The 20,179-nt window shown below is 67.3% G+C and carries 16 protein-coding genes; 13 read left to right on the forward strand and 3 right to left on the reverse strand.

Annotation, left to right across the window (positions count from 1 at the left end):
- Positions 1-31: 31 nt before the first annotated feature.
- Both DM992_RS29880 and DM992_RS29890 read left to right on the forward strand, forming a co-directional pair.
- Positions 32-613: a DUF3501 family protein gene (locus DM992_RS29880; protein ID WP_111019806.1), complete on the forward strand. Its 582-nt coding sequence runs from the start codon at positions 32-34 to the stop codon at positions 611-613.
- A gap of 722 nt (positions 614-1,335) precedes the next feature.
- Positions 1,336-2,280, forward strand: coding sequence for a transposase (locus tag DM992_RS29890; RefSeq protein ID WP_111019807.1), 945 nt, complete (start codon positions 1,336-1,338; stop codon positions 2,278-2,280).
- A gap of 124 nt (positions 2,281-2,404) precedes the next feature.
- Here DM992_RS29890 and DM992_RS29895 read toward each other — a convergent pair whose 3' ends face one another.
- Complete coding sequence (locus DM992_RS29895) at positions 2,405-3,931, reverse strand: mannose-1-phosphate guanylyltransferase/mannose-6-phosphate isomerase (RefSeq protein ID WP_111019808.1); 1,527 nt, start codon at positions 3,929-3,931, stop codon at positions 2,405-2,407.
- 428 nt (positions 3,932-4,359) lie between these two features.
- Between DM992_RS29895 and DM992_RS29900 the strand changes: the two genes are divergently transcribed.
- The 10 genes from DM992_RS29900 to DM992_RS29945 all read left to right on the forward strand — a co-directional run bounded on the left by DM992_RS29900 (position 4,360) and on the right by DM992_RS29945 (position 17,244).
- A complete protein-coding gene (locus DM992_RS29900) occupies positions 4,360-5,733 on the forward strand; it encodes an undecaprenyl-phosphate glucose phosphotransferase (protein ID WP_111020472.1) in 1,374 nt (457 codons plus the stop codon).
- 65 nt (positions 5,734-5,798) lie between these two features.
- Positions 5,799-7,211 carry a UDP-glucose/GDP-mannose dehydrogenase family protein gene (locus tag DM992_RS29905; RefSeq protein WP_034185153.1) on the forward strand — a complete coding sequence of 471 codons (1,413 nt, stop codon included), beginning with the start codon at positions 5,799-5,801 and terminating at the stop codon, positions 7,209-7,211.
- 31 nt (positions 7,212-7,242) lie between these two features.
- A complete protein-coding gene (locus DM992_RS29910; protein ID WP_072439345.1) occupies positions 7,243-7,686 on the forward strand; it encodes a low molecular weight protein-tyrosine-phosphatase in 444 nt (147 codons plus the stop codon).
- Complete coding sequence (locus DM992_RS29915) at positions 7,680-8,858, forward strand: polysaccharide biosynthesis/export family protein (protein ID WP_034185155.1); 1,179 nt, start codon at positions 7,680-7,682, stop codon at positions 8,856-8,858. The genes DM992_RS29910 and DM992_RS29915 overlap by 7 nt, the downstream gene beginning before the upstream one ends.
- Before the next feature lie 50 nt (positions 8,859-8,908).
- Positions 8,909-11,134, forward strand: coding sequence for a polysaccharide biosynthesis tyrosine autokinase (locus DM992_RS29920; RefSeq protein ID WP_111019809.1), 2,226 nt, complete (start codon positions 8,909-8,911; stop codon positions 11,132-11,134).
- Positions 11,135-11,196: 62 nt separating this feature from the next.
- The gene (locus DM992_RS29925; RefSeq protein WP_111019810.1) at positions 11,197-12,156 is read left to right on the forward strand and encodes a glycosyltransferase family 2 protein; all 960 of its coding nucleotides are present in this window, start codon (positions 11,197-11,199) and stop codon (positions 12,154-12,156) included.
- A 127-nt stretch (positions 12,157-12,283) separates the two neighbouring features.
- A complete protein-coding gene (locus DM992_RS29930) occupies positions 12,284-13,420 on the forward strand; it encodes a glycosyltransferase family 4 protein (RefSeq protein WP_111019811.1) in 1,137 nt (378 codons plus the stop codon).
- 10 nt (positions 13,421-13,430) lie between these two features.
- Positions 13,431-14,897: a glucose-6-phosphate isomerase gene (locus DM992_RS29935; protein ID WP_111019812.1), complete on the forward strand. Its 1,467-nt coding sequence runs from the start codon at positions 13,431-13,433 to the stop codon at positions 14,895-14,897.
- On the forward strand, positions 14,894-16,078 hold the full coding sequence (locus DM992_RS29940; protein ID WP_111019813.1) for a glycosyltransferase family 4 protein: 1,185 nt from the start codon (positions 14,894-14,896) through the stop codon (positions 16,076-16,078). Before DM992_RS29935 ends, DM992_RS29940 begins: the two co-directional genes overlap by 4 nt.
- On the forward strand, positions 16,078-17,244 hold the full coding sequence (locus tag DM992_RS29945) for a glycosyltransferase family 4 protein (protein WP_111019814.1): 1,167 nt from the start codon (positions 16,078-16,080) through the stop codon (positions 17,242-17,244). Before DM992_RS29940 ends, DM992_RS29945 begins: the two co-directional genes overlap by 1 nt.
- 145 nt (positions 17,245-17,389) lie before the next feature.
- Here DM992_RS29945 and DM992_RS29950 read toward each other — a convergent pair whose 3' ends face one another.
- Positions 17,390-18,631, reverse strand: a complete 1,242-nt coding sequence (locus DM992_RS29950; protein WP_111019815.1) for an MFS transporter — start codon at positions 18,629-18,631, stop codon at positions 17,390-17,392.
- Between the two features lie 153 nt (positions 18,632-18,784).
- Between DM992_RS29950 and DM992_RS29955 the strand changes: the two genes are divergently transcribed.
- Entirely contained in the window at positions 18,785-19,255 is a 471-nt protein-coding gene (locus DM992_RS29955; protein ID WP_204356143.1) for a helix-turn-helix domain-containing protein, read from the forward strand.
- Positions 19,256-19,390: 135 nt separating this feature from the next.
- On the opposite strand, the gene DM992_RS29960 is transcribed toward DM992_RS29955, so the two are convergent.
- Complete coding sequence (locus DM992_RS29960) at positions 19,391-20,164, reverse strand: AraC family transcriptional regulator (protein WP_111019817.1); 774 nt, start codon at positions 20,162-20,164, stop codon at positions 19,391-19,393.
- Positions 20,165-20,179: the final 15 nt, after the last annotated feature.

A 20,179-nucleotide genomic window follows, 5' to 3' on the forward strand; every position in this document is an offset into this window, starting at 1 on the left:
GCCGCTGCCGGCCGACTCACGAGGAGATCCCATGACGCTGACCCGCGACTCCCTGCTGACGCTCGAAGCGTACGCGAAGATCCGCCGGACCGAACACGCTCGGCTCGTCGCGTACAAGCGCCGCCGTGCGGTCGCGCTCGGCAACCACCTGCGTTTTTTGTTCGAGGACGAGACGACGATCCGCTATCAGATCCAGGAGATGCTGCACATCGAGAAGATCTTCGACGAGGCGGGCATCGACGGCGAACTGGAAGCGTATCTGCCGCTCGTGCCCGACGGCACCAACCTGAAGGCGACGATGCAGATCGAATACGAGCACGAGATCGAGCGGCGCGCGGCGCTCGCGCGGCTGATCGGTATCGAGGATCGCGTGTACCTGCAGGTCGACGGGCACGCGCGCGTCTACGCGATCGCCGACGAGGACCTCGAGCGCGACAACGACGAGAAGACGTCGGCCGTGCATTTCGTGCGTTTCGAACTCGACGCGCCGATGCGCGCGGCGCTCAAGGGCGGGGCGGCGTTGTCGATCGGCTGCGATCACCCGGCCTACACGATGCCGCTGCAGCGCGTGGATCCGGACGTGACCGCGTCGCTGGCCGGCGACCTGCGCTGACACGGCCGCCGCGCGTCCTGCGCGGCGTATCCAGCCTTTCCGTTTCGACCCGAAACAGGCTTTCCGCGAGTAGCGCGGCGCGAGCGCTCGTCGGTCGCCGCGAAAATGTAACAGGCGCCCCGTGCTTGCGTGCGGAGAAATAACGTGCATCCCGCGTCACCGTGCTTTCGTCACTCGCAGAGAAACAATAAAGAGATTGTGCACGGAGATAATTCAGTTGAACGGATATTGAACGATTTACCGATTCATGAATATCTTGTTACGCAATTTTCCCTGATTTACCGATTTTAGGCAGCGATTCCCGCGATTGTTGCAGGCAAGGGTCGGAACAGCCCGGGAAGGCCCGTTGGAGGCCATTCTTCATACCCTGCGGAGCCCCGCCAGACGGGCCTTCGCAGCGCCGGGCATAAAAATCTCGCAAAAAAATTCAAGCGTAAATAGTTTGCGTATCCATGGCAGGTTGTTTCAGTGCGTAACATTAAGTCATTGTCATATTGAGATAAACCCTAAGGATGGTATGCTTCGTGCACAAAAATTCCCACATTGGAGTGAGACCGTGATTTGTGCGCCATTGCCGGGAATTCCGGCACCGTGAAAGTGCGGTGTCGGCCGGCGTGCACAACGCCGATAAGCATAATGTGCAACCTGGCCGCCCCGCGACGCGATGTGTCGCGACGGCGCCGCCAATCGCAGCCCGGCCTGGCTGCGTGGAGAGATCTACTATGTTCTTCGATGAGCTTAACGATGAAGAGTGGTTTCGTCTTTCAACGCTGATCGCCGATGAACCCATCCGGCTGAATCGTCGTGGGCGTCCACGAGCCGAACCGCGCGTCGTTGCCAACGCGGTGCTCTGGATCCTGACGACCGGTGAAGCCTGGTCCAAGCTGCCCGGTCGCTATCCGTCCGGGCCGACGTGCCGTCGTCGCTACGAGGAGTGGCTCGCGAGCGGCACGCTGCTGCAGATGATCGACGTGCTGACCCAGTTCAGCGGGCGCACGTTCGCGTATATTCCGCCGCCGCCGGTGCCGGTCGTGCCTGCGCGTCGCGCGGAGCCCGCACCCGACAACGATCGCTTGCGCGGCGTGTTCTGGCAAAACCCCGAGTCGTGGCAATTGCCGGTCGCGCAGGCAAACGTTTGGGAGGGCGAAGGCGCGTCGTTGAGCGCGATGCCGGGCGACGCAGTGGCCGATCATCCGGCCCGCACGTCGTTCGTGGTGCCCGGTGCGCCGGCCGCGGAACTGCGCCATGCGCGTGCGTCGTCGGCGAGCTTCGCCGCGGCCGAACCGCAAGTCGACGAGTATCGCGGCTATACGATCTGCGGCATCGCGCAGCCCGTGCAGAACCTGATGTATCGCGCGTGGGCCGAGATCTCGCAGGACGACCGGCGCGTCGAGCGCTCGGGCCTCATCGGTCCGCGTTTCACCGATGCCGAGGAAGCCGAGCAGTTCGCGCTCGACTGGGCGCGCCAGTGGATCGATCGCCACGGTGCGAGCGACGAGCCGGCGCGCGCGCCGCAAAGCGAGGTGCTGGCCGGTTTGTCCGCGCTGGCGCGCGCGGAGTCGGACATCAAGCGCTTCATCGCCGAGCGTCACGCGGGTGCGCTGTCCGAAAGCCGCAACGATCCCGTGCAGTCGGAGCGCCGCGAGTATGCATACCGTGTAGGTTAAGCGCCGTTGGCATGCATCGCGCAGGCCGTCGTGTGCCACGACGCCCGCGCGAAAGCCTCGTCTTTCGCTGCTTGCCGCACCCGGGGGCTCCGCTGTCGAAGCGGAGCCCCCGGTGCTTGCTGCGTCACTGCCGGCCGTAGGTATCGTCGAAGCGGACGATGTCGTCCTCGCCGAGATACGCGCCCGACTGCACTTCGATCAGTTCGAGCGGCATCATGCCCGGGTTCTCCAGGCGGTGCGATACACCGAGCGGGATGTACGTCGATTCGTTTTCGGACAGCAGGAACGTTTCGTCGCCGCGCGTGATGCGCGCGGTGCCGCGCACGACGATCCAGTGTTCGGCGCGATGGTGGTGCATCTGCAGCGACAGTCGCGCACCCGGTTTCACGACGATGCGTTTCACCTGGAAGCGCTCGCCCATGTCGATCGAGTCGTAGTGGCCCCACGGGCGATGCACCTTGCGGTGATCGGTGGCTTCCGCGCCTTGTTGCGCCTTGATGCGGCCGACGATCTTCTTCACGTCCTGCACGCGCGACTTGTCCGCGACGAGCACGGCGTCGGGCGTTTCGACGACGACGAGGTTCTGCGTGCCGACGCAGGCGACGAGCCGGCTTTCCGAATGCGCGAAGGTCGATTCGGCGCCTTCGAACAGCACGTGGCCGCGGCCGACGTTGCTGTCCTCGTCCTTCTGCGAGATCTGCCAGATCGCGTCCCACGAGCCGACGTCCGACCAGCCCGCGTCGAGCGGCACGACGACGCTCTCGCACAGTTGCGGCAGGCTCGCGAGCGGCTCCATCACCGCATAGTCGATCGAGTTCGACGGCGATGCGGCGAACGCGTCGCGATCGACGCGGAAGAAGTCGCCATCGGCCTTGCCCTGTGCGACGGCCTGTTCGCAGGCTGCGTAGATCGCCGGTTCGAGCTGGCGGATCGCCTTCAGCCATACCGATGCGCGAACGATGAAGATCCCGCTGTTCCACCAGTACTCGCCGGATGCGACGTACTGCTGGGCGAGTTCGAGGTGCGGCTTCTCGACGAAACGGTCGAGGCGGCGCACGTCGAGGTTGCCCGTCGCGGCGTCGCCGAGCGGGGCGCCGACGCGGATGTAGCCGTAGCCGGTTTCAGCGTGCGTGGGCACGATGCCCATCGTCGCGATCCTGCCTTGCGCCGCGCAGTGCACGCCGGCCGCGACGGCTGCGTGGAAGCGCGGCAGGTCGGCGACCGCATGGTCGGCCGGCATCACGGTCATCACCGCATCGTTGCCGTCGGCGACGAGCCGCAGCGCGGCGAGCGTCAGCGCGGGTGCGGTGTCGCGGCCGAGCGGCTCGAGCATGATCGTCGCGGGCTTGGCCGTCAGGCGCAGTTGTTCGGCGGTCGTGAAGCGGTGATCCTCGCCGCACACGATCAGCACGTCGTCGTTCAGCGGGTGGTCGGCCGTCAGGCCGTCGAGGCGCAGTGCGGTCGACTGCAGCAGCGAATGATCGCCGAGCAGGCCGATCAGCTGTTTCGGAAAGCGTTCGCGCGACATCGGCCACAGGCGCGTGCCGGAACCGCCGGCAAGAATCACCGGCTGTACGGCGAGGCGCATGCCGGCGGCGGGGGCGGCGGAAGAAGATTGGCGCGTTTCGGCGGCCACGGCCGGAGCATTCATGGTGACACTCTCCACGGTTGAAGTCAGTGCCTGTCGTTGTAGCATGAAGTAAATCGACAATAAAACCGGACCGATTGGCAGATATTCGCCAGGCATTCATCTGGAAAAATTTTCCGCGATCGCATCGGATGCAAATAAAAAAATAAAAAATAATTCCGGGTATTGTTGGTCATCCCGTGCCGGCAAAGGGCTCGCGGCGAACGTAAAATTTCCGAAAATTTCTCGATTTCCGATCGATTCGGGAAAACGTGCCGAATTAAATCAAAAAGTTCGCGGCAAGAATTTCCGATTATTTTTCGAAATACTTGTGCGCTTGAGGGGCGATTTTCTTGTCGCTTCAATAGCGTCATGCAACGTTTGAATCGAATGTGCGGCACGGGCTGCACGAGGAGCTGTTCGGCAAACGCCTGTTCAAAGAGGAAGCAGACATGTTGAGCGTGCTGGCGAGAGTCATCGATATCGCGATGGTCGTGGCAGGGGCGCTGATCGCCGCTGCGCTGCACGACGGCAGCATCTGGCTCAACGACCTGCAGCGCACGACGGTGCTGTTCGACTGCCTGCTGGTCGTGGTGTTCTTTCCGGCCATCGGCATTTACCAGTCGTGGCGAGGCAAGCGTCTCGTCGGGCTGATGGGGCGCGTCGCGTTCGCGTGGCTCGTGGTCGAGCTCGCGGGCATCCTGATGAGCTTCAGTTTTCACCAGTCGGGCGACCTGTCGCGGCTGTGGCTCGGCTACTGGGCGCTCGTGACGATGGCGCTGCTTGCCGGCTCGAAGGCCTGCGTGCACGTCGTGCTGCGGCAACTGCGCCGCGGCGGCTACAACCTGAAGGCGGTCGCGATCGTCGGCGGTACGCCGGCGGCGCGGCGGCTGATCGCGCAGATGCGGGCGCGGCCGGAAGCGGGCTTCAACCCGGTATGCGTGTACGACGAAAGCGAAGCGCCGGGCGATGTCGCACTCGACGACGTGCGCATCGAGCGGCAGTTCGAATCGCTGGTGTGGCTCGTGCGCAGCCGCGCGATCCGCGAGTTGTGGCTCACGCTGCCGATCTCGGAGGAACCGAGGATTCACCAGATCGTGACGGTGTTCCGCCACGACTTCGTGAACATCCGTTTCATTCCGGACGTGCGCACGCTGTCGTTCTTCAACCAGGAAGTGGTCGAGGTGCTCGGCGTGCCGGCGATCAACCTCGCGGCGTCGCCGATCACCGACGTGCGGATCCTGCCGAAGTTCGTGTTCGACCGGCTGTTCGCGCTGGCGGCGCTCACGGCGCTCGCGCCGGTGATGCTGCTGATCGCGGGCCTGATCAAGCTGACGTCGCGCGGGCCGGTGTTCTTCCGCCAGAAACGCAAGGGCATCGACGGGCACGAGTTCGAGATCTACAAGTTCCGCTCGATGAAGGTGCACCAGGAAGCGGCGGGCACGGTGACGCAGGCGACCAAGAACGACATGCGCGTAACGCCGGTCGGCCGGTTCCTGCGCCGCACCAGCCTCGACGAGCTGCCGCAGTTCATCAACGTGCTGAAGGGCGAGATGTCGGTCGTCGGCCCGCGCCCGCATGCGCTCGCGCACGACGACATCTACAAGGATCTGGTCAAGGGCTACATGTTCCGCTACCGGATCAAGCCCGGCATCACCGGATGGGCGCAGATCAACGGCTTTCGCGGCGAGACCGACCAGATCGAGAAGATGATGGGGCGCGTGAAGCTCGATCTGTACTACATGCAGAACTGGTCGTTCTGGCTCGACATCAAGATCGTCGCGCTGACGCTCTGGAAAGGCTTCACCGGCAGCAACGCGTACTGACACAGTGCCTCGCAGGCATTCCGGTTTTACGAATTTCGAATCATTGGTCAAGAGGTCGACACATCATGAATCTGACTATCATCGGCAGCGGTTACGTAGGTCTTGTCACCGGCGCATGCCTCGCCGACATCGGGCACGACGTGTTCTGTCTCGACGTCGACCAGGCAAAGATCGACATCCTGAACAACGGCGGCGTGCCGATCCACGAGCCGGGCCTCAAGGAAGTCATCGCGCGCAACCGCTCGGCCGGCCGCCTGCGGTTCTCGACCGACATCGAAGCCGCGGTCGCGCACGGCGACGTGCAGTTCATCGCGGTCGGCACGCCGCCCGACGAGGACGGCTCGGCCGACCTGCAATACGTGCTCGCGGCGGCGCGCAACATCGGCCGCTACATGACGGGCTTCAAGGTGATCGTCGACAAGTCGACGGTGCCGGTCGGCACGGCCGAGCGCGTGCGCGCGGCGGTCGCCGAGGAACTCGCGAAGCGCGGCGGCGACCAGATGTTCTCGGTCGTGTCGAATCCTGAATTCCTGAAGGAAGGCGCGGCGGTCGACGATTTCACGCGGCCGGACCGTATCGTGATCGGTTGCGACGACGACGTGCCGGGCGAGCGCGCCCGCGAGCTGATGAAGAAGCTGTACGCGCCGTTCAACCGCAACCACGAGCGCACGCTGTACATGGACGTGCGCTCGGCCGAGTTCACGAAATACGCGGCGAACGCGATGCTCGCGACGCGCATCTCGTTCATGAACGAGCTGGCGAACCTCGCCGACCGCTTCGGCGCGGACATCGAGGCCGTGCGCCGCGGGATCGGCTCCGATCCGCGCATCGGCTATCACTTCCTGTACGCCGGCTGCGGCTACGGCGGCTCGTGCTTCCCGAAGGACGTCGAGGCGCTGATTCGCACGGCCGACGAGCACGGGCAATCGCTGCAGATCCTGAAGGCCGTGTCGTCGGTCAACGCGACGCAAAAGCGCGTGCTGGCCGACAAGATCGTCGCGCGCTTCGGCGAGGACCTGACGGGCCGCACGTTCGCGATCTGGGGCCTGGCATTCAAGCCGAACACCGACGACATGCGCGAGGCGCCGAGCCGCGAACTGATCGCCGAGCTGCTGTCGCGCGGCGCGCGCATCGCCGCGTACGATCCGGTCGCGCAGCAGGAGGCGCGCCGCGTGATCGCGCTCGATCTCGCCGATCACCCGAGCTGGCTCGAGCGCCTGAGCTTCGTCGACGACGAAGCTCAGGCCGCGCGCGATGCCGATGCGCTCGTGATCGTCACCGAATGGAAGGCGTTCAAGAGCCCCGACTTCGTCGCGCTCGGCCGCCTGTGGAAGACGCCGGTGATCTTCGACGGCCGCAACCTGTACGAGCCGGAGACGATGAGCGAGCAGGGCATCGAATACCACCCGATCGGCCGGCCGGGCTCGCGCCAGGCCGTCGCCGCTCGCGTGCCGGGCGCCGCGCGCGCGAGCGCGTAACCCTGTTTCCCGTCACCCGTTACGAGACGCCATGTTCCGGAACATCCTGATCGTCTGCCACGCGAACGTCTGCCGCAGCCCGGCGGCGGAAATGCTGTTCAAGTCGCACGCCGCGTCGCGCGGCGGCCCGCGCGCGACGTTTCACTCGGCCGGCGTTCATGCGAACGACGGCGACGGCATCGATCCGGTGATGCGGCAGTTGCTCGCGGAGCGCGGCGTCGATGCGACGACCCACCGCTCGCGGCGGCTGTCGCGCCGGATCGTGCGCGACGCCGACCTGATTCTCGTCAGCGAGCGCGGACAGATCGCGGCCGTCGAATCGGTCGATCCGTTCGCGCGCGGCAAGGTCCACCTGCTCGGCAAGTGGGAAGGGGCCGAGATTGCCGATCCGCACGGCGGCCCCGAGGCCGAATACCGCGAGAGCTACTCGCAGATCGAACGTCTGGTTCAAGGATGGCTACAGAAACTATGCTGAAACGCCCGATGCGCCCGGTGGCGCTTGCCGTCGCGCTGACGACTTTCCTGTCAGCCTGTGCAACCGCGCCCGGCAACTACCTCGACTCGTCGAACCTGAAGGACGAAGGCCGCCAGCAAGCGGCCGAGACCTATCCGGTTCATTACATCGACGCCAAAGTGGTGATGGACCAGTTGCAGAAGCAGCAGGTCGACCATCCGCTGCCGCCCGGACGCTATACCGATGCGTCGCAGTACGTGTACCGCATCGGCGCGCAGGACATCCTCGGCGTCACCGTCTGGGACCACCCCGAGCTGACGACGCCGCAGGGCCAGTCGTTCTCGAGCGGCGGCAACACGACGCAGACGATCGCGGGTGCGCTGCAGCAGCCCTATTCGTCGTCGCTGCCGGGCCAGGCCGATCCTTACGGCCAGACGGTGGCCGCCGACGGCACGATCTTCTTCCCGTTCGTCGGCCGCATTCACGTGGCGGGCAAGACGATCGCGCAGACCCGCGACGAGCTGGCCACGCGTCTCGCACGCTACGTGAAGAACCCGCAGCTCGACGTGCGCGTGCTGTCGTACCGCAGCCAGAAGGTGCAGGTGACGGGCGAGGTGAAGACGCCGGGCCCGCTCGCGATGAGCGACGTGCCGCTGACGCTGGTCGACGCGATCTCGCGCTCGGGCGGCTCGACCAACGAGGCCGATCTGCAGCGCGTGCGCCTGACGCGCGACGGCAAGCTGTATACGCTCGACGCGAACGGCGTGCTCGATCGCGGCGAAGTGCGGCAGAACGTGATGCTGCAGCAGGGCGACATCGTCAACGTACCGGACCGCAGCGACAGCCGCGTGTTCATCATGGGCGAGGTCAAGACGCCGGTCACGGTGCCGATGCTCAAGGGCAGGCTGACCATCGCCGACGCGCTGACGGCGGGCGGCGGCATCCTCGACACCGATGCGAACCCGCGCAAGATCTACGTGATGCGCGGGATGCGCGACAACCCGACGAAGCCTGAAGTGTTCCGCCTCGACATGACGCAGCCCGATGCGTTGATGCTGTCGAGCCGCTTCCCGCTTCAGCCGCTCGATGTGGTCTACGTCAGCACGGCCAGCTCGGTGCAGTTCAACCGGGTGCTGCAGCAGGTGCTGCCGACGATCCAGACGATCTTCTACATGCGGCAAATCACGCGCTGATAGCCCGCCGGGGCGGCGCCTCCGCCCCGGCACCACTCAAGCGGGAACGAATGGTGAACACGCAAGCGAAACACTCCTACGCGGATCTGTCCGTGAAGACCGAGGAAGAGGACGTCGTCCTCGGCCAGTTGCTCCAGGTAATCATGGACGACATCTGGCTGCTGCTCGGCATCGCGGTGACGGTCGTCGCGCTCGCCGGCCTTTACTGCTACATCGCGAAGCCGGTGTATCAGGCCGACGTGCACGTGCGGGTCGAGAGCAACGACAACACGTCGCAGGCGCTCACGCAGACGCAGACCGGCGCGACGATCAATACCGGTCCGCAGCAGGCGCAGACCGATGCGGAAATCGAGATCATCAAGAGCCGCGGCGTCGTCGCGCCGGTCGTCGAGCAGTTCAAGCTGAACTTTTCGGTCGTGCCGAAGACGCTGCCCGTGATCGGCAGCCTCGCCGCGCGCGTCGCGACGCCGGGCGAGCCGGCGCGGCCGTGGCTCGGCCTGAAATCGTATGCGTGGGGCGGTGAAGTCGCCGACGTCGATTCGATCAGCGTCGTGCCGGCGCTCGAAGGCAAGAAGCTGACGCTGACGGCCGGTCCGAACGGCACCTATTCGATCGTCGACCGGAACGGCACCCGGCTGCTGTCGGGCCAGGTCGGCGAGTCGGCGCAGGGCGGCGGCGTGACGCTGCTCGTGAAGAAGCTCGTCGCGCGCCCCGGCACGCAGTTCACGGTGGTCCGCTACAACGATCTCGACGCGATCGGCGGCTTCCAGGCCGGCATCCAGGTCAGCGAGCAGGGCAAGCAGACGGGCGTCGTGCAGATCTCGCTCGAAGGCAAGGACCCGGATCAGACCGCCGCGATCGCGAACGCGCTCGCGCAGTCGTACCTGAACCAGCACGTGGTCGCGAAGCAGGCCGAAGCGACCAAGATGCTCGACTTCCTGAAGGGCGAGGAACCGCGCCTGAAGGCCGACCTCGAACACGCTGAAGCCGCGCTGACGCAGTACCAGCGCACGTCGGGCTCGATCAACGCGAGCGAAGAGGCGAAGGTCTACCTCGAAGGCAGCGTGCAGTACGAGCAGCAGATCGCCGCGCAGCGCCTGCAGCTCGCGTCGCTCGCGCAGCGCTTCACCGATTCGCACCCGATGGTGATCGCCGCGAAGCAGCAGCTCTCGGAGCTGCAGGGCGAGAAGGACAAGTTCAGCAACCGCTTCCGCAGCCTGCCGGCGACCGAAGTGAAGGCCGTCCAGCTCCAGCGCGACGCGAAGGTCGCCGAGGACATCTACGTGCTGCTGCTGAACCGCGTGCAGGAGCTGTCGGTACAGAAGGCCGGCACGGGCGGCAACATCCACCTCGTCGATTCGGCGCTGCGCCCGGGCGATCCGGTCAAGCCGAAGAAGGTGCTGATCCTGTCGGCCGCCGTGTTCCTGGGGCTGATCCTCGGCACGGGCATCGTGTTCCTGCGCCGCAACCTGTTCCAGGGCATCGAGGATCCCGATCGCATCGAGCGCGCGTTCAACCTGCCGCTGTACGGGCTGGTGCCGCAAAGCGCCGAGCAGGTGAAGCTCGACGCCGCGGCCGAGAAGGGCGGCGGCCGCGCGCGGCCGATCCTCGCGAGCCTGCGTCCGAAGGATCTCAGCGTCGAGAGCCTGCGCAGCCTGCGCACCGCGATGCAGTTCGCGATGATGGACGCGAAGAACCGCGTGATCGTGCTGACGGGCCCGACGCCCGGCATCGGCAAGAGTTTCCTGACGGTCAACCTCGCGGTGCTGCTCGCGCATTCGGGCAAGCGCGTGCTGCTGATCGACGCCGACATGCGTCGCGGCCTGCTCGACCGGTACTTCGGCCTCACCGCGCAGCCGGGCCTGTCGGAACTGCTGAGCGACCAGTCGCCGCTCGAGGATGCCGTGCGCGAAACGCCGGTGCAGGGCCTGTCGTTCATCGCGGCCGGCACGCGTCCGCCGAACCCGTCGGAACTGCTGATGTCGACGCGCCTGCCGCAATACCTCGAAGGGCTCAGCAAGCGCTACGACGTCGTGCTGATCGATTCGCCGCCGGTGCTGGCGGTGACCGACGCAACCATCATCGGCCGCATGGCCGGCTCGACGTTCCTCGTGCTGCGCTCGGGCATGCACACCGAAGGCGAGATCGCCGACGCGATCAAGCGCCTGCGCACCGCGGGCGTCGATCTGGAAGGCGGGATCTTCAACGGCGTGCCGCCGAAGGCGCGCGGCTACGGCCGCGGCTACGCGGCCGTGCACGAATACCTGAGCGCCTGAGTGCAGTGCGCGAAACCGGGCCGGTGCGCAGCGCGCCAGCCCGGCCGACTGGAGAACCATCGATGAAAATTTCCGTGCTCGTCCCGACCTACCGGCGCCCGGCCGACCTCGCGCGCTGCCTGCTGGCGCTGCAGCGCCAGCAGCGGCTGCCCGACGAGGTGATCGTCGTCGCGCGCCCGGAGGACGACGCCACGCACGAACGGCTCGCCGATCCGGCGGTCGGCGGCGCGCTGCCGCTGCGCATCGTGCCGGTCGACGTGCCGGGGCAGGTCGCCGCGCTGAACAAGGGGCTCGACTCGGCGCACGGCGACATCGTCGCGATCACCGACGACGATGCGGCGCCGCACCCCGACTGGCTGGCGCGCGTCGAGTCGGCATTCCAGGCCGATCCGCGCGTGGGCGCGGTCGGCGGGCGCGACTGGGTGCACGAGAAGGGCCGCGTGCTCGACGAATCGCGCGAACTCGTCGGCCAGCTCACGCTGTCCGGCAAGATCGTCGGCAATCATCACCTCGGCGTCGGCGGCGCGCGCGAAGTCGACATGCTGAAGGGCGCGAACATGAGCTACCGCCGCGCCGCGATCGAACGGCTCCGTTTCGACACGCGGCTGCGCGGCGCCGGTGCGCAGGTGCACAACGACATGGCGTTCAGCATGCGCGTGCAGCGCGACGGCTGGAAGCTCGTCTACGACCCGGCGATCGCGGTCGATCATTTCCCGGCCGAGCGCTTCGACGACGACCGGCGCGATGCCGCGTCGCTGAATGCGATCAGCAACGGCGCGTACAACCTGCATCTGATCCTGCGCGAGCATCTGCCGCCGCTTCGGCGCGAGATCGCGTGGTGGTGGTGGACGCTGGTCGGCACGCGCGTCTATCCGGGTTTCGCGCATGTGCTGCTGTCGCTGCATTCGGCGCAGCGCAACCGGATCCGCGAGCACTGGCGCGCAGTGCGCCGCGGCGCGCGCGAAGCACGCCGCGCGAACCTTGCCCCCCACCGTGCGGCGATGCCGCCGGTGACGTCTTGAACGGGCTGCGCGCATCGCGCGCGGCCACCCCCGGAGGGCTCGAAATGAAACAACCCCCACGCACGCTTTGCGCGCTGCCCCCCGAGGGGGCGGTCAGCCTCCTTGGGGCGGTCCGGCGGAGGCTGACATGACCGCAACGAAAGTCCACGTCCACCTGTTTTACGGCGCCGATCCGCGTACCTACCGGAAAGGCGAGAACATCGGCTGCCTGTACGGCTATCACCACGCCGAATCCGACGAATTCCGGCTGACCTATTCGCAGGACGGCGGCGAGGGCCGTGTCGCCAGCCTCGCGCGCCGCGCGCTGAAGGCGGCGCTCGGCTTCGACGTCGTGCATGCGTGGCGCAACCGCGCCGCGCTGCTGAACACCGACGTGATCTGGACACACACCGAGCAGGAGCATCTCGCCGCTTCGCTGATCCTGAAGCTCGCCGGCGCGCAGGGCAAGCGCCCGCTGCTGCTCGCGCAGAGCGTGTGGCTGTTCGACAAGTGGGGCAGCTTCGGCGCCGCGCGCCGCTGGCTGTACCGCAAGCTGCTCGCGCGCGCCGACGCGCTGACCACGCTCGCCCGCGACAACGCCGAGCTGTGCCGCCGCTACCTCGGGCGCGATGCCGAGTTCGTCTATTACGGGCTGAACACGCAGGATTTCCCGCTCACCGAGCCGCGGCAGTGGCAACCGAACCGGCCGCTGCGGATCGCGGCGATCGGCAACGACCGCGACCGCGACTGGCGCACGTTCCTCGCCGCGTTCGGCGGCGACGAGCGCTACGACGTACGACTCGCGACGCGCCGCCGCGTGCCGCGCGAGTGGCATGCGCCGAACGTGAAGATCGGCTCGGCGTCGGGGCTCGCGAAGCAGCACGAGCTGTACGCGTGGGCCGACGTGATCGTCGTGCCGCTGCGGCCGAACTTCCACGCGTCGGGCATCACGGTGATGCTCGAGGCGGCGGCCGTCGGCAAGCCGATGATCGTGTCCGACGTCGGCGGCCTCAGCGACTACTTCCCGCACGATGCGGCCGCCTATGTGCCGGCGTTCGACGCGCAGGCGATGCGCCAGGCCGCCGACCGCTTCGTCGCCGATCCGGTTGCGGCGCTCGGCTGCGCGCGGGCTGCCGCCGCGTGCCTGCGCGAGCGCGACCTGACCACGCAGGCGTTCGCCGAGCAGCACGTGCGGATCACGCGCGACCTGCTGCACCGGCGCCGCACGCCGGCGGCCGCGGGCCTGGCGATGCCGCTTGCGGATTCGCGTCCGTCGTCGCGGTGAGAGCGGATCGATGAGTACGATTGCCGCCGAACGCGCACCGTCGCGCAGCCGCAGCTGGTTCGCCGAACCGAAGCACTGGGTCGGACAGGCCGGCCTGTGGTCGTTCACCGCCGCGCTGATCGCCATTCACCAGGGCAAGGTGCTGACGCTCGCGTTTCCGGTGCTGGCCATCGCGGTCGGCATCTGGCTGTATTTCAAGAGCCCGGCGCGCTATGTCGGCTTCATGTGGTGGGTGTGGTTCCTGAGCCCCGAAGTGCGGCGGCTCGCCGACTGGTCGAAGGGCGCGTTCACGCCGACCAGCCTGATCCAGGTCGCGCCGCTCGCGGTGACGATGATCGCCGGCTTCGGGCTGATCCGGCATTACCGCGTGCTCGCGCAGCGGCGCGGGATACCGGTGCTGCTGATGCTGTTCGGGCTCGCGTACGCGTATCTCGTCGGGATCGTGTCGAGCGGCGTGATGGCCGCGACCTACGACCTCGCGAACTGGGTGTACCCGGTGCTGATCGGCTTTCACATCATGGTCAACGCGCGCGACTATCCCGAGTATCGCGACGTGCTGCTGTCCACGTTCATGTGGGGCATGCTCGTGATGGGCGTGTACGGCGTCGTGCAGTACTTCGTGATGCCGCAGTGGGACGTGCTGTGGATGATCGGTTCGGACATGGGTTCGCAGGGCGAGCCGGTGCCGTACGGCGTGCGGGTATTCAGCACGATGAACTCGTCGGGGCCGTTCGCGTTCGCGATGATGGGCGCGCTGGTGTTCGTGCTCGCGGCGCCGCAGAAGATCCGCTGGTTCGCGGGCGCGGCCGGTTTCGTGTCGTTCGCGCTGTGTCTCGTGCGTTCGACGTGGGGCGGCTGGGTGATCGCGCTCGCGATCCAGCTCGCGCAGTCGAACAACCGCGTGCGGATGCGGATCCTCATCAGCGGCATCGTGCTGGTCGGGCTATGCGTCCCGCTGCTGACCGTCGGGCCGGTGGCCGATCGTCTCGGCCAGCGTCTCCAGTCGATCACGAACCTGAAGGACGATCGCAGCTACGACGACCGCAACAAGTTCTACGCAACCTTCGCGCAGACGGCGTTTACCGACGTCGCCGGCGAAGGGATGGGCGCGACGGGCGCATCGACGAAGCTGTCGAGCGACAGCGGCGAGCTCGGCAAGTACGGCAGCTTCGACAGCGGCGTGATGAACGTGCCGTTCGTACTCGGCTGGCCCGGTACGCTGCTGTATCTCGCCGGCGTCGTGATGCTGTTCGGCCGCACGCTGCGCGCGGCGTTCAAGCTGCGCAAGGACAAGTTCGTCGGCGCGTGCCTGAGCCTGTGCCTTTCGACGTTCGCGATGCTCGTGTTCACGAACTCGCTGATCGGCACGGGCGGCCTGCTGATGTTTACAGCCATTTTTTCGATACTTTCCGCGGCGCACTGGCAGAAGGCTCAGCGCCTGCTGGCCGCCGCGCGTTCACGGGGAGGCGACCTTTGAGAATCGCGATCGTCACGCATGTCGTGCGACATAACGACGGGCAGGGCCGCGTCAATTACGAAATCGCGCGCGCGGCGCTGGCCGAGAACTACGAAGTCACGCTGGTCGCGTCGCACGTCGCGCCCGAGCTGCTGGCCGACCCGCGCGTGCGCTGGGTGCCGGTGAAGGTCGGGCGCTTCTGGCCGTCCAATCTCGTCAAGCAGCAGGTATTCGCGCTGAAGAGCGCGTGGTGGCTGCGCGCGCATCGCGGCGAGTACGACGTGCTGCACGTGAACGGCTTCATCTCGTGGATCAAGGCCGACGTGAATACCGCACACTTCGTGCACGGCGGCTGGTTCAGGAGCCCGTACTATCCGTTCGGGCTCACGAAGGGGATGTGGTCGGCTTACCAGTATGTCTATACACGCGTGAACACCGCGCTCGAGCGCTGGGCATACCGGCGTTCGCGTGCGATCACCGCGGTGTCGCAGAAAGTGGCCGACGAGATTGCCGCGCTCGGCATCGACAGCCGCAAGATCAGCGTGATCTACAACGGCGTCGACGGTAGCGCGTTCGCGGGCGCGCAGGCCGACCGCGCGGCGTTCAAGCTGCCGGACGACGCGTTCCTGCTGCTGTTCGTCGGCGATCTGCGCACGCCGCGCAAGAACCTCGGCACCGTGTTGAAGGCGCTGACGAAGCTGCCGGCGAACGTCCATCTGGCTGTGGCCGGCTATCTGCCGGGCAGCCCGTATCCGGAAGAGGCGCGCGCGCTCGGCATCGATTCGCGCGTGCATTTCCTCGGCCTCGTGAAAAACATGCCGACGCTGATGCGCTCGGTCGACGCGTATGTGTTCCCGTCGCGCTACGAAGCGATGAGCCTGTCGCTGCTCGAGGCGATGGCGGCCGGACTGCCGGTCGTCACCGCGCGCACTGCGGGCGGCGCGGAAATCATCACGCGCGAATGCGGGATCGTGCTGGAGGATCCGGACGATCCGGCCGCGCTCGCGCAGGCGATCGGTTCGCTCGCGGCGTCGCGCGACACCTGCCGCGCGATGGGCGACGCGGCCCGCGAATTGATGACCCGTTTCGGCTGGGCGCACATGGGTGCCCAGTACGTCGCGCTCTACCGGCGCATCGGCCAACCCACGCAGCCGTCCGCGTTCGAGCGGGTCGAGCATGCAGTCACGCAGGAGCAATCGTGATGTCCCAATCTTCCCGGCCGATCAAATCGTTGCAGATCGGCATGCACTGGTTTCCCGAACGTGCGGGCGGCCTCGACCGGATGTACTACTCGCTCGTCGGCGCGCTGCCGGGCGCGGGCGTGGAGGTGCGCGGGCTCGTCGCGGGCTCGCCGAAGGTCGCCGACGACACGGGCGGCGCGATCCAGGGCTTCGGTCCCGCGTCGCAGACGCTCGCGCGCCGGATGCTCGCCGCGCGGCGCGCGCTGCGCGAGGAGATCCGCAGCGAGCGGCCGGACGTGATCTCGTCGCACTTTGCGCTGTACACATTCCCGGGCCTCGACGTGACGCGCGGGATTCCGCAGGTGTCGCACTTCCAGGGGCCGTGGGCAGACGAAAGCCAGGTCGAGGGCGCCGCGTCGCTCGGGCAGCGCGCGAAGCGCTATCTCGAACAGGCCGTCTATACGCGTTCGTCGCGGCTGATCGTGCTGTCGCAGGCGTTCGGCCAGATCCTGACGAACCGCTACGGGATCGACCCGTCGCGCGTGCGCGTGATTCCCGGCTGCGTCGATACCGCGCAGTTCGACACACCGCTCACGCCCGCCGAGGCGCGGCACAAGCTGCAACTGCCGCAGGATCGGCCGATCGTGCTGGCCGTGCGCCGGCTCGTGCGGCGCATGGGGCTGGAGGACCTGATCGACGCGATCGGCCTCGTCAAGCACCGTCACCCGGACGTGCTGCTGCTGATTGCCGGCAAGGGCAAGATCGGCGAGGAGTTGCAGCAGCGCATCGACGCGGCGGGGCTGCAGGACAACGTGAAGCTGCTCGGCTTCGTGCCTGACCATCATCTCGCGGCGCTGTACCGTGCGGCGACGGTCAGCGTCGTGCCGACGGTCGCGCTCGAAGGCTTCGGGCTGATCACCGTCGAATCGCTCGCGTCCGGCACGCCCGTGCTGGTTACGCCGGTCGGCGGGCTGCCGGAGGCGGTGGCCGGGCTGTCCAACGATCTCGTGCTGCCGTCGACCGGCGCGAACGCGATCGCGGAAGGGCTCGGCGGCGCGCTGTCGGGTGCGATCGCGCTGCCCGACGAGGCCGCGTGCAAGCGTTATGCGCGCGATCATTTCGACAACGCGGTGATCGCGCGGCGCGTCGCCGGCGTGTACGAAGAGGCGATCCGGGCGGCAGGCTGAGCGCTCGCGGCGCGCACCGTGCGTGCCGAACCGAAGGCTGTACCGAAGGTCGAACCGGCGCGTGCGCGGCCGGTTCGCGCACCGGCCGCCCGCTACGGGCGCACCGGCTTTCCCCTCTCCACCCGATCCGCATCGCCGGCACTAGTCACGCGCGCCTGAGCGTCGCGGCCCACACGCCGAGCGCGGCAACGCTCACGACCGCGCCGAGCGCGCAGACGCCCGCCCATCCGGCGTGCGCATACATCATCGTCGACGCAATCGCGCCGAGACCGCTGCCGGCCGAGTAGAACAGCATGTAGCAGCCGACGAGCCGCGCATGCGCGTCGGGCCGCGTGCCGAGAATCATGCTCTGGTTGACGACATGGATGGCCTGTCCGCCGACGTCGAGCAGCACGATGCCGACGATCAGCAGCGCAATCGACGAATCGCCGAACGCGAGTGGCAACCACGAGCACGCGAGCAGCGCGAGTGCGGCGCCGGTCGTCGCTTCGCCGCGCCCGCGATCGGCAAGCCGGCCCGCGCGCGTGGCCGCCGCCGCGCCCAGTGCGCCGACGAGGCCGAACGCGCCGATCTGCGTATGCGACATCGAATGCGGCGGTGTGCTCATCGGCAGCACCAGCGCGCTCCAGAAGATGCTGAACGCCGCGAACATCAGCAACGCGATCGCACCGCGCACGCGCAGCACGCGTTCGTCGCGCAGCAGCGACGCCATCGATCGTAGCAGCGCCGCGTAACCGATGCGTTTGCGCGGCCCGTTCGAGTCGGGCAACAGCCGTGACAGCACGGCGAGCATCGCGATCGCGAGCGCACCCGAGACGAGATAGACCGCGCGCCAGCCGGCGACATCGGTGACGACGCCGGCCACCGACCGCGCGGCCAGCAGCCCGATCACCACGCCGCCCTGCGCGGCGCCCACGACGCGCCCGCGTTCGCCGGCGCCCGCGAGCGCGGCCGAGCACGCGATCAGCCCTTGCGTCATCGCGGTGCCGAGCAGCCCGAGCGCGACCATCCCCGCCAGCAGCGCGAAGCGCGTCGACGCTGCCGCCACGCCGATGCAGGCCGCCGTCAGCAGCAGAAGCTGCACGGCGATCAGGCGTTTGCGGTTCAGCAGATCGCCGAGCGGCACGACGAACAGCAGCGCGAGCGCGCAGCCGAGCTGCGTGGCGGTGACGACGCTGCCGACCGCGGCTTGCGACACGCCGAAATCCCGCGCAATCGAATCGAGCAGCGGCTGCGCGTAGTAGACGTTCGCGACGCTCGCCGCGCAGCAGACGGCCAGCAGCGAGACGCAGGTCGAGGACAGACGGCCGTCGCCGGCCGGATGCGCCGTGTTCGATGCATTCGCTGCATTCGACGTAACGGTGCTTGAATGACAGGAAGACGCCATCGGTTTCCTCACGCAAAGTAGTTGCAATTTGAAACTGGTGTGAGTGTAGGAAAAGTAGTTTTAAAATGCAACTTGTTGTGCGGTGGGCGACGGGCCCGCGCACGGATGGCCGGCGCTGCCGCGAGGGCGGCCGGCACGACTGCGGAGAGGAACATGGCCAGGCAGAAAAGTCTTGCGGATTCGCCGTGCCCGGTGGCGCGGGCGACCGATATCGTCGGCGATCGCTGGGCGCTGCTGATCGTGCGCGATGCGTTCGACGGCGTGCGCCGCTTCGGCGATTTCCGCGCGAGCCTCGGCGTCGCGAGCAACATCCTGTCCGACCGGCTCAGGATGCTGGTGGAAGCCGGCGTGTTCGACGTCGTGCCGGCGTCGGACGGTACCGCGTATCAGGAGTACGCGCTGACCAAAAAGGGCGACGGGCTGTTTCCGGTCATCGTGATGCTGCGGCAGTGGGGCGAGGCGAACCTGTTCGCACGCGGCGAGCCGCATTCGGTGCTGGTCGACCGCAATACGGGGCGCGCGATCCGCAAGCTCGCGCTGCGGCACGACGACGGGCGGCCCGTGAAGGCGGCCGAGACGGTCGTGAGGAAGGTCGGCGACGAAGCGGGCGCGACGCGGCGGTGAGCGCCACGCGCCATAGCCGGATTGCGAGCGGAAAAGAAGCGGGGGCGACGAAGGTTGCGGCCGGACCGACTCGAACGCTGTTTTCCGAATCGTGCGGCTACGTGGATTGACGCGTGTTCAGGGCGACGGATTCGCTCAATGCCGCTCGCCGCGCCAGCGTCCAGGCGCAACGCCGAAGCGTTTCGTGAACGCATGCGTAAAGGTGCTTTGATCCGCAAAACCGACCATGCCCGCGATGTCGACGAGCGGATGCCGGCCGTCGGCGAGCAGCACGACCGCCGCGTCGAGCCGCAGCCGCTGCAAATAGCGATGCGGCGTTTCGCCGAACGCGTCGACGAACAGTTGATGAAACCGGCGCATCCCGTAGCCGCAGTGCGCGGCGAGATCGGCGATGCGCAGCGGCTCGGCGAGCCGCGCGCGCAGCCAGCGGTCGATGCGCGCGAAATCGAGGCCCGACGCGGGTGCGGCGATGCCGGCATCGTCAATGAGCGCGCCGCACAGGCGCGCGGCGGCCTGCCACTGGAAACGGTGCGCGGCTGCCTGCCGTGCGTCGCCGGCCGGCGCATCGAGTTGCGCGGCGGCCGCCGCGACCTGCGCGACGAGCGACGTCAGGGCTGGATCGATCGACATGGCGCGTGCGCGGTCGAACAACCGCTGCGGCACCGCGAGCGATGCCGCGGGCAGGTCGATCACGAGCTGGCAATTGTCGCCGAGGCCCGCATAGTCGTGGCGCGCGCCGGCCGGAATCAGCCACGCCGCGTGCCGGTCGATGCGCTGGCCGATCCCGTCCACCGCCATCACCATCGCGCCATCGACGCCGAGCACGACCTGGTGGAAGTCGTGCACGTCCGACGCTTCGCACGTGTCGTAGCGGCGCAGCGCGATGGCGGGGGAGGCGATGCGTTCCATCGGAAGGAAACGGCC

The organism is Burkholderia sp. JP2-270 (assembly GCF_003233675.1).
In the GTDB taxonomy this organism is placed as follows: domain Bacteria; phylum Pseudomonadota; class Gammaproteobacteria; order Burkholderiales; family Burkholderiaceae; genus Burkholderia; species Burkholderia pyrrocinia_C.